Source organism: Amycolatopsis viridis (genome assembly GCF_011758765.1).
GTDB classification, from domain to species: domain Bacteria; phylum Actinomycetota; class Actinomycetes; order Mycobacteriales; family Pseudonocardiaceae; genus Amycolatopsis_E; species Amycolatopsis_E viridis.
Map to the genome: position 1 here is coordinate 3,743,874 of NZ_JAANOU010000001.1, position 15,448 is coordinate 3,759,321.

General features: G+C 73.2%; 14 protein-coding genes. 1 reads left to right on the top strand and 13 read right to left on the bottom strand.

The features are described from left to right. Window positions 1-32: 32 nt before the first annotated feature. From FHX46_RS18570 to FHX46_RS18595, 6 genes are all read right to left on the bottom strand, one after another. On the bottom strand, window positions 33-1,511 hold the full coding sequence (locus tag FHX46_RS18570; RefSeq protein ID WP_167116564.1) for a potassium/proton antiporter: 1,479 nt from the start codon (window positions 1,509-1,511) through the stop codon (window positions 33-35). A 31-nt stretch (window positions 1,512-1,542) separates the two neighbouring features. Beyond that, window positions 1,543-1,815, bottom strand: a complete 273-nt coding sequence (locus FHX46_RS18575) for a DUF167 domain-containing protein (protein WP_167116567.1) — start codon at window positions 1,813-1,815, stop codon at window positions 1,543-1,545. A 55-nt stretch (window positions 1,816-1,870) separates the two neighbouring features. Then, a complete protein-coding gene (locus tag FHX46_RS18580; protein WP_167116570.1) occupies window positions 1,871-2,551 on the bottom strand; it encodes an ArsR/SmtB family transcription factor in 681 nt (226 codons plus the stop codon). 43 nt (window positions 2,552-2,594) lie between these two features. Then, window positions 2,595-4,172 carry a penicillin-binding transpeptidase domain-containing protein gene (locus tag FHX46_RS18585; RefSeq protein ID WP_167121548.1) on the bottom strand — a complete coding sequence of 526 codons (1,578 nt, stop codon included), beginning with the start codon at window positions 4,170-4,172 and terminating at the stop codon, window positions 2,595-2,597. A gap of 58 nt (window positions 4,173-4,230) precedes the next feature. Then, window positions 4,231-7,401 (bottom strand): isoleucine--tRNA ligase, encoded by a 3,171-nt coding sequence (gene ileS / locus FHX46_RS18590; protein WP_167116573.1) that lies wholly within the window; start codon window positions 7,399-7,401, stop codon window positions 4,231-4,233. Window positions 7,402-7,646: 245 nt separating this feature from the next. Then, window positions 7,647-8,996, bottom strand: coding sequence for an MFS transporter (locus FHX46_RS18595; protein WP_167116576.1), 1,350 nt, complete (start codon window positions 8,994-8,996; stop codon window positions 7,647-7,649). Between the two features lie 92 nt (window positions 8,997-9,088). On the opposite strand from FHX46_RS18595, the gene FHX46_RS18600 reads away from it, so the two are divergent. After that, complete coding sequence (locus FHX46_RS18600; protein ID WP_167116579.1) at window positions 9,089-9,847, top strand: ArsR/SmtB family transcription factor; 759 nt, start codon at window positions 9,089-9,091, stop codon at window positions 9,845-9,847. 3 nt (window positions 9,848-9,850) lie between these two features. Here the strand turns inward: FHX46_RS18600 and FHX46_RS18605 are convergent, their stop codons facing one another. The 7 genes from FHX46_RS18605 to ftsZ form a co-directional block, all read right to left on the bottom strand. Continuing rightward, window positions 9,851-10,495 carry a hypothetical protein gene (locus FHX46_RS18605; RefSeq protein ID WP_167116582.1) on the bottom strand — a complete coding sequence of 215 codons (645 nt, stop codon included), beginning with the start codon at window positions 10,493-10,495 and terminating at the stop codon, window positions 9,851-9,853. A gap of 77 nt (window positions 10,496-10,572) precedes the next feature. After that, window positions 10,573-11,400: a DivIVA-like cell division protein Wag31 gene (gene wag31 / locus FHX46_RS18610; protein WP_167116585.1), complete on the bottom strand. Its 828-nt coding sequence runs from the start codon at window positions 11,398-11,400 to the stop codon at window positions 10,573-10,575. 56 nt (window positions 11,401-11,456) lie between these two features. Next, window positions 11,457-11,741: a YggT family protein gene (locus FHX46_RS18615; protein ID WP_167108465.1), complete on the bottom strand. Its 285-nt coding sequence runs from the start codon at window positions 11,739-11,741 to the stop codon at window positions 11,457-11,459. Between the two features lie 178 nt (window positions 11,742-11,919). Beyond that, a complete protein-coding gene (locus FHX46_RS18620) occupies window positions 11,920-12,543 on the bottom strand; it encodes a cell division protein SepF (protein ID WP_167116588.1) in 624 nt (207 codons plus the stop codon). A 65-nt stretch (window positions 12,544-12,608) separates the two neighbouring features. After that, on the bottom strand, window positions 12,609-13,343 hold the full coding sequence (locus FHX46_RS18625; protein ID WP_167116591.1) for a YggS family pyridoxal phosphate-dependent enzyme: 735 nt from the start codon (window positions 13,341-13,343) through the stop codon (window positions 12,609-12,611). Then, complete coding sequence (pgeF, locus tag FHX46_RS18630; RefSeq protein WP_167116593.1) at window positions 13,340-14,041, bottom strand: peptidoglycan editing factor PgeF; 702 nt, start codon at window positions 14,039-14,041, stop codon at window positions 13,340-13,342. The genes FHX46_RS18625 and pgeF overlap by 4 nt, the downstream gene beginning before the upstream one ends. A 110-nt stretch (window positions 14,042-14,151) precedes the next feature. Then, entirely contained in the window at window positions 14,152-15,438 is a 1,287-nt protein-coding gene (ftsZ, locus tag FHX46_RS18635; RefSeq protein WP_167116596.1) for a cell division protein FtsZ, read from the bottom strand. Window positions 15,439-15,448 lie beyond the last annotated feature (10 nt).

Below are 15,448 nucleotides of genomic sequence, written 5' to 3' on the forward strand. Positions count from 1 at the left end.
AGCGGATCCGGCCCGCACCGCGCCAGCGGGTCTCACTTCCCGGACTCGCCCATCCAGCGGGCCAGCGGCCCGGCCCGGTCCACCGCGCGGATCCGGCGCTCGGCCGCGTCCCGCGCGGACTCGGTGCTCACGATCAGGATCTGGTCGCCGCGCTGCAGCCGGTCGGTGCGCCCGGGCGGGAAGCTGCGGCCGTCGCGGACGATCAGGCTCAGCGACGCCCCGGCCGGCAGCCGCAGCTCCGACAGGTACACCCCGTGCAGCCGGGAGCCGGGCTGGATCTTGACCTGGAGCAGTTCGGCCTGCAGCTCGTCCAGCGGTGCCGCGTCGACCTCGATCTCCTTCGGCTCGGCCGCGGCGGACAGCCGGAGCAGCCGCGCGAGCGGGCCGAGCGAGAGGCCCTGCACCAGGGTGAGCACGATGACCAGCACGAACACCGCGTCGACGAGCCGTTGCGCACCGGGCACCTGCCGGGCGAGCGGGATCATCGCCAGCACGATGGGCACGGCCCCGCGCAGCCCGGCCCAGGCCACGAAGACCTGTTCGCGCAGCGGCACCCGGAACGGCAGCTGGGCGATGAGCACCGACACCGGGCGGGCGACCACCAGGACGACACCGGCGGCGATCAGGCCGGGCACGATCGACTCCAGCAGCCGTTCCGGTGAGGCGAACAGGCCCAGCAGCACGAACAACCCGATCTGGGCGAGCCAGCCGAGCCCCTCGGCGAAGGACAGGGTGTCCGATCGGTGCGGCAGCCGCGAGTTGCCCAGCACGACCGCGGTGACGTAGGTGGCGAGCAAACCGGAGGCGTGCAGCAGCTGACCGGACGAGTAGGCCACCACGCACACCGCGACCGTCGCAAGTGGATACAGGCCGGTGGCCGGCAGCGCGGCGCGGCGCAGCGCCCACCCCCCGGCGAACCCGAGCAGCAGCCCGAGCGCGACACCCGCGGCGAGCTCGTACACCACCAGCAGCGGCAGCGACCAGTCGAGGCGGGTGCCCTCGGCCAGCACGACGACCGCCATGTACGCGGGCGCGTCGTTGATGCCGGACTCCAGTTCCAGCGCCCCGGCGAGGCGCTTGGGCACGCCAACACCGCGCAGCACGGAGAACACCGCGGCCGAGTCGGTCGAGGAGAGGACCGCACCCCACAGCAACGCCGTCCGCCAGTCCAGGCCGAGCAGCCAGTGCAGGGCAGGCCCGGTGATGGCGATGCTCAGGCCGACCGCCACTGTGGACAGTGCCACGCCCTGGGCGAGGGCGGGCCGCACCGCCGTCCACCGGGTGGTGAGGCCGCCCTCGGCGAGGATCATGACCAGGGCGGCCAGGCCGAGCGCCTGGGTCAGGAACGGGTCGGCGAAGTGGATGCCGAACCCGGATTCGCCGAGCAGCACGCCGATCGCGAGGTACAGCAACAGCGACGGCAGGCCCAGCCGGGTGGAGAAGCGGACCGCGAGCACGGCGGCGAGCAGGACGGCGGCGCCCAGCCCCAGCACGACCGGCAGCTCGCCCACCCGCACCTCCCCTGCCCGGTTCGTCAGGCACTCAGAATAGGGAAGCGAGGCGCTCCGCCGCGCCGGGCGGCCCGGAAGTGAGCTCGATCAGCTTGTCCCGGCCGTGTTCCCCTTGCACGACAACGAGATCGCGGGCGCGTACGCCGAGTGCCGCGGCGAGCACCTTGCGCACCGACTCGTTCGCCCTGCCCTCGACGGCGGGTGCGCGCACGGCGACGACGAGTGCCCGGCCCAGCGACCCCTCCCAGGTGCCGCCCACGCGATCCCGCCGGGATCCCGGTTTCACCCGGATGGCGAACCTCACCGGTACGAGCCGGGACGAACGGAGGTGCCGGGCGGAGCGGCGGCCGGGTTCCGCATCACGCGGCGCCCGGCAGCCGCACACCCAGCCGCGCCAGCGGCTCCTCCGCCGCGGCGGTCACGTGCACCGCCCGGTCCGGCCGCCGTTCGAACCAGCCCGCCCCGGCACCGTGCGCGAACAACGCCGCCGCCAGCGCACCGCCCAGGTGGTCGCGCCGCTCCGTCCAGTCCAGGCATCCGCGCAGCAGCGGCCGGCGGCCCCCGGCGGGTACCTCGACCCCCAGGTGGTCCAGCACGGCCCGGCCGTGCGGCGTCAGCGCCAGACCCGACCCGGCGGAGATCAGCCCGGCCCGCAGCATCCCGTCGTGCAGGGCGACCCCGGCGGCGCCGGCGAGGTGGTCGTAGCAGGTGCGGGCGAACGCCAGCCGGCGCACGCGCAGTCCGTCCCGCAGGCCCGTGGGCGGCCGGTGCTGCGCGTGCTGCGCCAGGTGCTCGATCAGCTCGGCCACCCGCGGGTCGCTGATCCGCACGTACCGGTGCCGCCCCTGCTGCACGCCCACGACGAACCCGGCCGCCACCAGGCGCGCCACGTGCTCACTCGCCGTGGACGGGGCCACCCCGGCCGAACGGGCCAGCTCACCGACCGTCCACGCACGTCCGTCGAGCAGGGCCAGGCACATCGCCGCCCGGCTCGGATCGGCGAGCACCGCGGCCACCTCGGACAGCGCGATCGTCTCCACCCGCCCACGGTAACGGCCACACCCGTCGGCGGCCGCCGACACGTCAGCCCAGGCCGTTCAGGAACACCGACGAGACGTCCACCGCCGGCTTCGACGAGTCGGCACCCACCAGCAGCACCGCGAACGCCACGTCGTCCCGGTAGCCGGCGAACCACCCGTTGGCCCGGCTGCCGTCCCCGAACTGGGCCGTCCCCGTCTTGCCGTGCACGTCACCGGCGCCCCGCAGGCCGGTCGCGGTGCCGCCGGTGACCACCTCGCGCATCATCGTGCGCAGCGCGGCGATCACCGGTGCCGGCGGCGCCTGGTAACCGGTGTTGACCTGGGTGGCCAGCTCCTGCCACAGCCGCGGTGTCACCGCGCCGCCGCGCGCGACGGTCGCCGCCATCAGCGCCAGACCGAACGGGCTGGCCTGCACGGTGCCCTGCCCGATGGCCGACTCGACCTGCTCGGCGCTGTTCGCACTGGCGACCACCTTGCCGGTCTCGGTGGTGATCCCGGGAACCGTGAAGTCGGCGTTGAGGCCGAACCGGCTCGCCGCGGTGGCCAGCGCGTCCGCGGGCAACGCGGACGCCAGCTGCGCGAACGTCGTGTTGCACGAGTGCGCGAACGCCGAGTGCAACGGCAGCGGCGGGTAGGCGAACTGGTCGTCGTTGGGAATCGTGCGCTGGCCGATCCGTGCGGTCGCCGGGCAGCCGGCCACGGTGTCCGCGGTCGCCGTACCGGACTCCAGCAGCGCCGCCGCCGTCACGATCTTGAAGGTCGACCCCGGCGCGTACAGGCCGTTCAGCGCGCTCGGACCGGTCCCGGCCGCCGCGTTCTGCGCCACCGCGAGCAGGTCGCCGGTGGAGGGCTGGATCGCCACCAGCATCGCGGGTGCGCCGGCCGAGTCCACCGCCCGCTGGGCCGCGGCCTGGGTGGGCAGGCTCAGCGTGGTGGTCAGCGGCGTCGCCTCGACCTCGCCCTGGCCGAACAGGGTCTCCGGCGCCGCGCCGTCGGGGTCGGTGCTGACGACCGACCAGCCGCCCGGCGACCGCTCGGTGGCGGTGCGCTGGAGCGCCGGTGTCAGCAGTCCGGCGGCCTGCGGTGCCACCGGCTGCGGCCCGCCGGCCTGCCAGGTCAGCACCGGGCGGCCGTTGCGGTCGGCCACCGCGGTGCGCCCGGCCGGGGTGCGCACCGCGAGGACCCGGCCGGCCCGCAGCTTCGGGTGCACCACGGCCGGGCTCCAGTGCACCAGCCAGTGCCCGTCCACGGAGACGAGGTCGAGGGTGTTGTCGTAGGACCACACCCGCCCGGCCGCCAGGGTCCAGGCGACCTGGAACGAGGCGGTGGCGCGCGCGGCACCGGGCGTGACCTGGCGCAGCCGCGCCGACACCGACTCCGGGGCCAGGCCGCGGCGGGCGTCGCCCAGGGTCAGCGCCGCCGCCCGCGGGTCGTCGGTCAGCGCCGCCGCCGCGTTCGCGTCGCCCTGCCCGAACGCGGCCAGGAACCGGGTGGCGACCGCACCCGGGTCGTCGGCCGCGGCCCCGTCCGCGGCGGGCTGCTCGGGCGACGAGCCACCCCACACGACGACCACGGCCGCCACGACGATCGCGACGACCGCGGCCGCACCACCCGCGAGCACCCACCTGCGCCAGGTCACCGGCGTACCCCCCTGTTGGTGTTTACCCTCCAGTCGGAGGTCAGGGGGCCTTCGTTACCGCCACGGTGATCTTGTCCCCGTCGCCGACCGAACCCGCGAAACCGCCGTCCACGTGCCCGAACGCCACCGTGTTCGCCAGCGTCTCGCGCGCGACGAACTCCTGGTGCAGGGTCGCCGCCGCGACGACCTCCTCCGAGGCCTCCACGGTCAGCACGATGCGGTCGGCCACGTCGAGCCCGGCCTCGCGGCGGGCCTGCTGCACGACACGCACCACGTCACGGGCCACCCCCTCGGCGGCCAGCTCCGGGGTCACCGCGGTGTCCAGCTGGACCAGACCGGAACCGCCGGGCAGTTCCGCCGTGGCGCCGCCGTCCTTGGCCACCAGGCGGCGCTCGTACTCGCCCTCGGCCAGCTCGATGCCGGCCGCCACCACGGCACCACCCGGCGAGGTCGTCCAGTCGCCCGCCTTGACGGCCTTGATCACCCGCTGCACGTCCTTGCCCAGCCGCGGGCCCGCGGCGCGGGCGTTGACCGCGACCTCGAACCGGCCGTGCGCGGCGACGTCGGTGCTCAGCTCGACCGACTTGACGTTGACCTCGTCGGCGATGATGTCGGTGAAGCCGGCCAGCCGGTCCGCGTCCTCGGCCGCGATCAGCATCTTCGCCAGCGGCAGCCGCACGCGCAGCTTGTTCGCCTTGCGCAGCGACAGCGCCGAGGAGCACACCTGGCGCACCCGGTCCATCGCGGTGACCAGCGCCGCGTCGGCAGGCAGCTCGTCGACCAGCGGCCAGTCCTGCAGGTGCACCGAGCGGCCGCCGGTCAGCCCGCGCCACACCACCTCGGTGGTCAGCGGCAGCAGCGGCGCCATCGTCCGCGACACGACCTCCAGCACCGTGTGCAGCGTGTCGATCGCGTCCTTCTCGCCCGCCCAGAACCGCTCGCGCGAGCGGCGCACGTACCAGTTCGTGAGCACCTCGAGGAAGTCGCGCGCCGACGCGCACGCCCCGGCGATGTCGCACTTGTCCAAAGCGGACCCGACGTCGGTGACCAGCTCACCCGTCTTGGCCAGGATGTAGCGGTCCAGCACGTGCCGTGAATCGGTGCGCCACTGCCCTTCCACGCCCTCGGCGTTGGCGTAGAGGGCGAGGAAGTAGTAGGAGTTCCACAGCGGCAGCACGGCCTGCCGCACCGCGTCGCGAATGCCCTTCTCGGTGACGACCAGGTTGCCGCCGCGCAGGATCGGGCTGGCCATCAGGTACCAGCGCATCGCGTCCGAGCCGTCCCGGGCGAACACCTCGTTGACGTCCGGGTAGTTGCGCAGCGACTTCGACATCTTCTGCCCGTCGGAGCCGAGCACGATGCCGTGCGAGACGCACGCGCGGAACGAGGGCCGGTCGAACAACGCCGTCGCGAGCACGTGCAGCGTGTAGAACCAGCCGCGGGTCTGCCCGATGTACTCGACGATGAAGTCGCCCGGGTAGTGGTGCTCGAACCACTCCGCGTTCTCGAACGGGTAGTGCACCTGGCCGTAGGGCATCGAACCGGAGTCGAACCACACGTCCAGCACCTCGGGCACCCGGCGCATCGTGGACCGCCCGGTGGGGTCGTCCGGGTTGGGCCGGGTCAGCTGGTCGATGTGCGGGCGGTGCAGGTCCGTGGGCCGCACGCCGAAGTCGCGCTCCAGCTCGTCCAGCGAGCCGTACACGTCGACGCGCGGGTACGCCGGGTCGTCCGACATCCACACCGGGATGGGCGTGCCCCAGTAGCGGTTGCGCGAGATCGACCAGTCACGCGCGTTCTCCAGCCACTTGCCGAACTGGCCGTCCTTGACGTGCTCCGGGTACCAGGTGATCTGCTGGTTCAGCTCGACCATGCGGTCCTTGAACGCCGTCACCTTGACGAACCACGACGACACCGCGCGGTAGATCAGCGGGTTGCGGCAGCGCCAGCAGTGCGGGTAGGAGTGCTCGTAGGTCTCGTGCCGCAGCAGGACCGCGCCCTGCCGCCCGGCGGACCCGCTGCCGTTCTTGAGGTCCCGGATGATGTTCGGGTTGGCCTCGAACACCTGCTGGCCCTGGTAGTCCGGCACGGTCGCGTCGAAACGGCCGCGCGGGTCCACGGGGGTGACCGGGGTGATGCCGACCGCGTCACAGGCGGCCATGTCGTCCTCGCCGTAGGCCGGGGACATGTGCACGAGGCCGGTGCCGCCGTCGGTGGTGACGAAGTCGGCGAGCAGCACCTGGTGGGAGTTCTCGGCGCCGACGAAGTACGGGAACGGTGGCGCGTAGCGCAGCCCGGCCAGCTCCGCGCCCCGGTAGCGGCCGACCACGGCCGGCTCCTCGCCCAGCTCCTTGGCGTAGGCCGCCAGGCGCGCCTCGGCGAGCACGAACCGCCGGCCGTCGTGGTCCACCACCACGTACTCGACCTCGGGGTGCACCGCGACCGCCTGGTTGGACGGCAGGGTCCACGGCGTGGTGGTCCAGATCAGCAGGTGCGCGCCGTCGAGGTCGGTGTCGTTGCCCGCCACCCGGAACCCGACGGTCACCGCCGGGTCCTGGCGGCCGGTGTAGACGTCCTCGTCCATCCGCAGCTCGTGGTTGGACAGCGGGGTCTGGTCGCGCCAGCAGTAGGGCAGCACGCGGTAGCCCTCGTAGACGAGGCCCTTGTCCCACAGCTGCTTGAACGCCCAGATCACCGACTCCATGAAGGTGATGTCGAGCGTCTTGTAGTCGTGTTCGAAGTCCACCCACCGGGCCTGGCGGGTGACGTAGTCGCGCCACTCGCCGGTGTACCGGAGCACGGACTCGCGGCACGCCTCGTTGAAGGCGGCGATGCCCATCTCGTCGATCTGCGACTTGTCGGTGATCCCGAGCTGGCGCTCGGCCTCCAGCTCGGCCGGCAGGCCGTGGGTGTCCCAGCCGAACCGGCGCTCGACGCGGCGTCCGCGCATCGTCTGGTACCGCGGCACGATGTCCTTGACGTACCCGGTGAGCAGGTGGCCGTAGTGCGGCAGGCCGTTGGCGAACGGCGGGCCGTCGTAGAAGACGTACTCGTTGCTGCCGTTCGTCCCCGGTTCGCGCGCGTCGATGGTGGCCTGGAAGGTCCGGTCGGACTCCCAGTAGGCCAGCACGCTGGTCTCCAGCGCCGGGAAGGACGGCTGGGACGGCACCTGGCCGGCCGGTGCGTCGCCGAGCTGAACCTTCGGGTACATCGCTTGCGCTCCTCGCGTCCTCGTCGCTCTCGTGACGGATCCGGACCGGACCCAGCACGGGGACGAAAATGCGCCGGCTGAGCGCGCTTCCGCGGTACCACCCCGCTTGCCCGCCCGGGAGGGGCGGGCCACTTCGTTGACGGCTGTGACGGGCCGTACCCGTCCGGTTCTACTGAGGACCGCGGGGGTCCCGTTCTTCCGGAGGCTCCCCGGTGATGGCCGGATCGACGCCGTGTCCTTCCAGGTTAGCGGTCTCCCGCAACCCGGTTCCGGCCAGGGTCGCCCACGGCGCCGGCCGTCAGCGCGGCCGCGGCCAGCCAGGACGCGGCGCCCACCAGCGCGGCGACGTGCAGCCCGTGGACGAACGCGGCCGGCTGTGCCGGGCTGCCCGCGATGGCGCCGAACGCCGCGATCCCGAGCGCGCCGAACGCCTGCCGGGCGGTGTTGTTGACCCCGCTGGCCACGCCCGCCTTGTCCGCGGGCACGCCGCCGACCGCCGCCGCGACGACGGCCGCGGTGAGCAGGCCCAGTCCCACCCCGACGAGCGCGAACGCGGGCAGCACCGAGCCGGCGACCGTGCTGTGCTCGGTGACCCGCAACAGCAGGCACAGGCCGGCCACGCCGGTGAGCAGCCCGGAGATCATCACCGGGCGCGGCCCGAACCGCGCGGTGAGCCGTCCGGTGACCGGGGCCAGCAGGGACAGCGGCAGGAACCCGGGCAGCATCGCCAGCGCGGCGGTCAGCGGCGGCATGTGCCGCACGCCCTGCAGGTACAGCGTGACGACCAGGATGGTGCCGAGACCGGCGAAGTTCATCGCGCCGGCGACGAGGTTGGCCGCGGCGAAGGTGCGTGACCGCAGCAGTGCGAGCGGCAGCATCGGCGCGGGGCTGCTCCGCTCGACGGCCACGAACACGACCGCGGCGGCCACCCCGGCCAGCCCGGCCGCGACGCTGGACTCGATCACCGCGAAGACCAGCAGGGCGAGGGCAGCCGCGCCGGTGACGGTGCCCTTGACGTCGACCCGCCCGCTCGCCGGCGGATCCCTGGGCACCAGGAGGGTCCCGGCCATCGCGAGCGCGGTCAGCGGCACGTTGATCCAGAACAACGAGCGCCATCCGGCCACGCTGACGAGAACACCGCCCAGCACCGGCCCGGCCGACAGGGCCAGTGCGGACACGCCGGCCCAGATGCCGAGCGCGCGGGCCTGCTCCCGGCGGCCGGGGTAGGTGCGGGTGATGACGGCAAGGGTGCCGGGCAGCAGCAGTGCGGCACCCGCGCCCTGCGCCACGCGGAACGCGATCAGGGTGGAACCGGCCGGGGCGAGCGCACACCCGGCGGAGGCGGCGCCGAAGACCGCGAACCCGGCGAGGACGACGCGGCGATGGCCGAGCACATCGCCGAGCGCGCCGCCGCACAGCAGCAGCGCCGCGAGCACGACCGTGTACCCGTCGACGATCCATTGCAGCACCGGGAGATCCGCGTGCAGCCGGGCGCCGATCGTCGGCAGCGCGACGTTGACCACGGTCACGTCCAGCTGGACCAGGAACATCCCGGCGCACTGGGTGAGCAGCACGGTGGCGCGGTGGTCGGGCATGGCTCCAGCAAACCGCGGAATCACTTCCACCGGGACGGAAGTGTCGGAACGCTTCGGTCCCGGTGGAAGTGTCCGTGCGGCATCCTGGGGGCATGAGCGGAGGGGATGCCGACATCGCCCGCACCGCGGCCCTGTTCGCGGACCCGGCCCGCGTGCGGGTGCTCACCGCGCTCGCCGACGGGCGGGCCCTCGCCGCGTCCGTGCTGGCCGCCGAGGCGGGGCTGACCGCGCAGGGTGCCAGCGCCCATCTGGCGAAGCTGCGCGAGGCGGGGCTGGTCGAGGCGGAACGGTCCGGGCGGCACCGGTTCTACCGGCTGCGCCCCGAAGGTGTGGAAATCCTCGAAACGCTCGCCCGGTTCTCCCCCGCCCGGCCGATCACCTCGCTGAAGGAGGGAACGCGGGCGCAGGCGCTGCGGTTCGCCCGGACCTGCTACGACCACCTGGCCGGCCGGCTGGGCGTCGAGGTCACCGCCGCGCTCGTCGGCCGTGGTGCGCTGATCGCCACCGACGGTGTGGCGGGCACCGGACGGCGGCCGGGCGACCGGTTGTCGGCGCCGACGGCGACGCACCCGCACGCGCTCGGCCCCGCCGCGGACGCGGTGTTCGCGTCGCTGGGACTGGATCTGGCTCGGGTCAACGGGACCCGGCGGAAGCGCCCGCTGCTGAAGTTCTGCCTGGACTGGTCGGAGCAGCGCCACCACCTCGCCGGCGCGCTGGGCGCCGCGCTCGCCGCGCACTTCCTGGAGCGCGGCTGGGTGGTGCGGTCCCAGCCCGGGCACCGCGCGCTCAAGCTCACCGGCAGCGGTGCGGATGCGCTCGCCGCGCACCTCGCCGTGCGGCTCGCGGCCTGACCGTCACGCCTTGGACTTCGCCCGGTGCGTTTTCGCCAGGTGGGCGTCGGGGGTGCACCGGGCGCACGGGGTGAACCCGAGGTCACGGGCCTCGCTGACGGAGATCGGGATGGTGTCGCGGCCGGTGAGCCAGCCGCAGTCGGTGAGGTGGTAGCGCGGGTGCTCGTCCACGACCACGACCTCGACGTCCAGCCCGCTCACGGTTTCCGTGTCGGCCGGGTCGGTGCGCTCGACGCCCGGTTCGCCCTCCTCGGCGGTGCCGACGAGTTCCCCGGCCGCCGGGAGCAGAGCGGTCTGGTCCACCGCGACGTCCTGCTCGTCGGCCACCTGCTCGGGCTCGGCGGTCACCTTCGCCGGCTCCTCGGCGGGCGGTGTCTCAGGAGACGCCTCGGTCTCCGGCTGGTCCGTGGCCGTCGCCGGCTCGTCGTCGTCCGGCGCCGCGGGCGCGGCGGCCGGCTCTTCCCCGGATTCCCCCGCGGCGACCCGGCGGCGGGCCGCCCGGCGCCGCGCGAAATCGGCCACCAGCAGCAACCCGGCCACGACCGACAGGCCGATCGAGAGCCACGCCCACAGCGAGCTCGCCGTGATCAGTGCCGATATCAGCAGCCCCAGCGCGGCCAGAACCAGGAGCAGAACGATGAAGAGCACGGTGAATTACAACACGCGTCACACCCGGAACGGTTCCGACCCTCCGGCGCGGAGTGCCGGAACCGTCACCGGGAAGCTCAGCCGGCCTCGGCGCGGGGACCGAACGAGTAGCCCTGGCTGGTGCCGGATCCGGCACCCTGACCGGAGTTCGACGAGGCGGACGCCGGTGCGGCCGAACCGCGGTCGTCGAGCTCGCGCAGCTGCGACTCCAGGAACCCGCGCAGCCGCGTGCGGTACTCGCGCTCGATGGTGCGCAGTTCCTCGATCTTTTTGCCCAGCGCGGTCTTCTCGGTGTTCAGCGTGTTCATCGTCTCGCTGTACTTGCGCTGCGCGTCGCGCTCCATGGTCGTCGCCTTGTCGCGCGCCTGACGCTCGAGCGTCTCCGCCCGCGTGCGGGCGTCGTTGAGCATGCCCTCCGCGCGGGTGCGCGCCTCGTTGACCATCGAGTCAGCCTTGGTCCGGGCGTCGGAGAGCAGCTGCTCGGACTTGGCCCGAGCCTCGGCCAGCATGCCGTCGGACTCGGTCTTCGCCTCGGCGGTCAGCCGGTCGGCCATCTCCTGGGCCAGTCCGAGGACCTTCGCCGCCTGCACGTTCGGCTCGGCGGCGTCCGACATCGGGTGGGCCTGGGTCTGCTCCACCGCCGAGGGCGGCGGAACCGGGGCGAGGCGGCGCTCCTGCGGACCGGCACCGGCGCGGGCGGCCTCGAGGTCGGCACGGGTGCCCTCGAGCTCGGCGTCGAGCTGCTCGACCTGCTGGCGCAGCTCGTTGTTGTCCTCGATGAGCCGCGCGAGCTCGGTCTCCACCAGGTCGAGGAACGCGTCCACCTCGTCCTCGTTGTAGCCCCGCTTGCCGATGGGTGGCTTGCTGAACGCGACGTTATGCACGTCAGCGGGGGTCAACGACATCAGATCACCTCACGCACTCCATGGCCTGCTGCTCCGACACCCGGGTTCCCCCGAAGTCACCCGGGAAGCGCCAGTTGCATCAGTATGAACACAACCAACAGCAGCACCATAATCGACAAGTCCAGTCCGACGCCGCCAATGCGAACCGTCGGGATGATCCTCCGGGCCACGCGGACCGGAGGATCGGTCACTGTGTAGATGGTCTCCAGCGTCACCGCAACCCCGCCGGCGGGGCGCCAGTCCCGTGCGAACGCCCGCACGAGCTCCACCACGACACGCGCTGTGAGCAGCAGCCAAAAGACGAACAGCACGTAGTAGAGAACCAGCCGGACCGCATCCACGAACACCACTCTGCCACATCGCCGCGACCCCCGGAGCACCCGGAACACCCGGTCTGTCCGGGTCGCGTAATCGAACTGTGATTTCGCCTACGGTTTCACCCATTCGGACTAAATCGCTACGCTTCGTAGTTGGATCATCACACTGTTCCACCCCTTTTTCCGATAACGGTCACCACGTTCAGTGGCGAAGGAACAGCCCGCCCTCGGCGATCCGCCGGCGCTCCTCGGCGGTCACCTCCACGTCCGGCGGGGAGAGCAGGAACACCTTGTTCGTGATCTTGTCCATCGAACCGCGCAGCGCGAACGCCAGGCCGGCCGCGAAGTCCACGAGGCGCTTGGCGTCGGCGTTCTCCATCTGGGTCAGGTTGATGATCACCGGGATGCCCTCCCGGTACGCCTCACCGATCCCCCGCGCCTCGACGTAGCTCGTGGGGTGCAGCGTGGTGATCCGGCCCAGCGCGTCCCGCGCCGCCGGGCGGGCCGGCTCCGGGACCGGGCGCAGCCGCGCCACCGGCTCGGGCTGCCGGTCGACCGCGAGCGCGCCGTGCGCCACCGGCTCCGGCGTCCGCGGGCGGGCGCGAACCGGGGTCTCCTCGTCGTAGTCGGAACCGGCGCGGTACCGTCGCCGGGCACGCGGCAGCGGCTCCTCCTCGAAGCCGTCGTACGCTTCGTCGTCGGCGTAGTCGCGCCGGTAGTCGTCGTCGTACCGGTCGGCGGCCTCGTACGAGTCGTAGCCGTCGTAACCGTCACTGTCGGCCGGGATCATGCCGAAGTAGGCCTTCAGCTTCTGCAGCGCGCTCATGCCTCTCCCTAGCCGCTCCCTCACCTGACTACCCGGACGCGATCGCTCACTTCCGGGTGATCTCGCTACGGCGAGGCTAAACCGCGGGCGCCGAGCAACGCGGTTCCGACACGCACACATGTCGAACCGTGCGCGATCGCGGCCTCCAGATCACCGCTCATCCCGGCGGACAGCTCGACCGCTTCCGGGTGGTCCCGTCGCAGGTCGCCGGCGGCCCCGGCCAGCCGGGCGAAGGCTTCGGCGGGGTCCGCACCCAGTGGCGCGACGGCCATCACGCCGCGCAGCCGCAGCCCGTCCAGACCGGCGACGTGATCGGCCAGTTCACCCAGCCGGGCGAGCGGACAGCCGCCGCGTGACGGATCGTCGTCGAGGCTGGCCTGGATCAGCACGTCCAGCGGACCGGACCGCTCCCCCGCCTGGTTCGCGGCGTGCAGGGCCTTGGCGAGGGCATCGGCGAGGCGCACCGAATCCACCGACTGGACCTCGTCGGCCCAGCGCACCACCGACCGCGCCTTGTTGCGCTGCAACCGTCCGACCATGTGCCAGCGAGGCCGCACTTGCGGCCGCAGCGCGCGCACCTCGGCCGCCTTGGCGCCCGCCTCCTGGTCGCGGTTCTCCGCGAGGTCGGTCTGGCCGAGGTCGGTGAGCAGGGCCGCGTCGGTGGCGGGGAAGGTCTTGGTGACGGCCAGCAGGCGCACCTCGGCCCGCGAGCGCCCGGCCGCGGCACACGCGCGCGCGATCCGCTCGTCGACGGCCGCCAGGGCCTGTGCGATGCCGTCCCGCCGCTGCTGCTCGCTCATTCCGGCTCGGCCCAGGTCAGCGCGGCGATGCGGCCGGTGGTGCCGTCGCGCCGGTAGCTGAACAGGGTGGGGTCCTCGGCCGTGCACCGCGGGTCGACGCCGACCTTGCCGACCCCGGCCTCGGCGAGCTGACGCCACAGCCCGGCCCGCAGGTCGAGTGCGGGCTTGCCGCCGCGGGTGCGGGTGGCGCTGCCCGGCAGGTGCTTGTCCACGTCGGCGGCCATCTCGGCGGGCACCTCGTAGCACTCGCCGCAGATCGCCGGACCGAGCAGCACTTCGATGCGGCTCGTTTCGGCACCCGCCGCGGCCATCGCCTCCAGCGCGGCCGGCAGCACGCCCACCCGGGCGCCGACACGGCCCGCGTGCACCGCAGCGACGACACCGGTCTCCGGATCGCCCAGCAGGACCGGCACGCAGTCGGCGACGAGGACCGCCACCGGCAGGCCCGGGGTGGCGGTCACCAGGGCGTCGGTGGCCTCGGCGGGCGCGGTCTCGCTGCCGTCCACGACGGTGACGGTCCGGCCGTGCACCTGCTCCATCCAGGCCACCCGCGCGACACCGAGCTCGGTGCCCAGCCGCTTGCGGTTGGCCGCCACGGCGGCCGGGTCGTCACCGACGTGATCGCCGAGGTTGAACGTGTCGTACGGCGGCGCCGACACGCCGCCCGCCCTGGTCGTGACCACCCGACGGATGCGCAAGTCCACTACCTCCACTCGCCTGGTTCCTCGCGAGCCTACTGGGGCACCGGATCTCGCCGGACTGGAGCCGCACCACCGGTCCGGACCGCGCGGTCGGACGCCGGCGGGACTCAGCGCCGCATGAACGGCGGGACGTCCACGTCGTCGTCGGACGGGTCGTCGGTCACCGGCACGGCCCGGCTGGGCAGGCTGCCCTGGGTCGTGCTCGTCCGCGGCGCCGGGTAGCTCCGGCTGCCGCCGCCGGCCTGGGGCAGACCGCTGGACGACGTGCCGTAGCTGGTGCCGGACGGCGGCGTGCGGGGCGGCGTGACGGGGAAGCCACCGCCGGCGGGCGGGGCGGCCGGCGGCGCCGGGGCCGCCGGGGCCGGCGTGCGAACCTGACCGGCCTCCGCGGAGGCCGTCGCCGAGCGAGTGCCGACCGCGGGCGGTTCCAGCTTCTTGTGCGTGGGTGAGCCGGAGTCGAACCCGGCCGCGATCACCGTCACGCGCACCTCGTCGCCCAGCGAGTCGTCGATGATCGTCCCGAAGATGATGTTCGCCTCCGGGTGCGCGGCCTCCTGCACGAGCGAGGCGGCCTCGTTGATCTCGAACAGGCCGAGGTCCGAGCCGCCCGCGATGGACAGCAGCGCGCCGTGCGCGCCCTCCATCGACGCCTCGAGCAACGGCGAGTTGATCGCCTTCTCCGCGGCCTGCACCGCCCGGCCCTCGCCGCGCGCGGAGCCGATGCCCATCAGCGCGCTGCCCGCGCCGGACATGACCGACTTGACGTCGGCGAAGTCCAGGTTGATCAGACCGGGCGTGGTGATCAGGTCGGTGATCCCCTGGACACCGGAGAGCAGCACCTCGTCGGCGGAGCGGAACGCGTCCATCAGGCTGACACCGATGTCGCCGAGCTGCAGCAGCCGGTCGTTGGGGATGACGATGAGCGTGTCGCACTCGTTGCGGAGCGCCTGGATGCCGTCCTCGGCCTGCTTGCCGCGGCGCTTGCCCTCGAAGGTGAACGGCCGGGTCACCACGCCGATCGTGAGCGCGCCGAGCTTGCGCGCGATCGAGGCGACCACCGGGGCGCCACCGGTGCCGGTGCCGCCGCCCTCGCCCGCGGTCACGAAGACCATGTCGGCGCCCTTGAGCACCTCCTCGATCTCCTCGCGGTGGTCCTCGGCGGCCTTGTGCCCGACCTCGGGGTTGGCGCCGGCGCCGAGGCCACGGGTCAGCTCCCGGCCGATGTCGAGCTTGACGTCCGCGTCGGACATCAGCAGCGCCTGCGCGTCCGTGTTGATCGCGATGAACTCGACACCTTTGAGGCCGACCTCGATCATGCGGTTGACGGCGTTGACACCGCCGCCGCCGATGCCGACGACCTTGATCACCGCGAGGTAGTTGTGCGGGGGCGTCATCGGGTCCGCC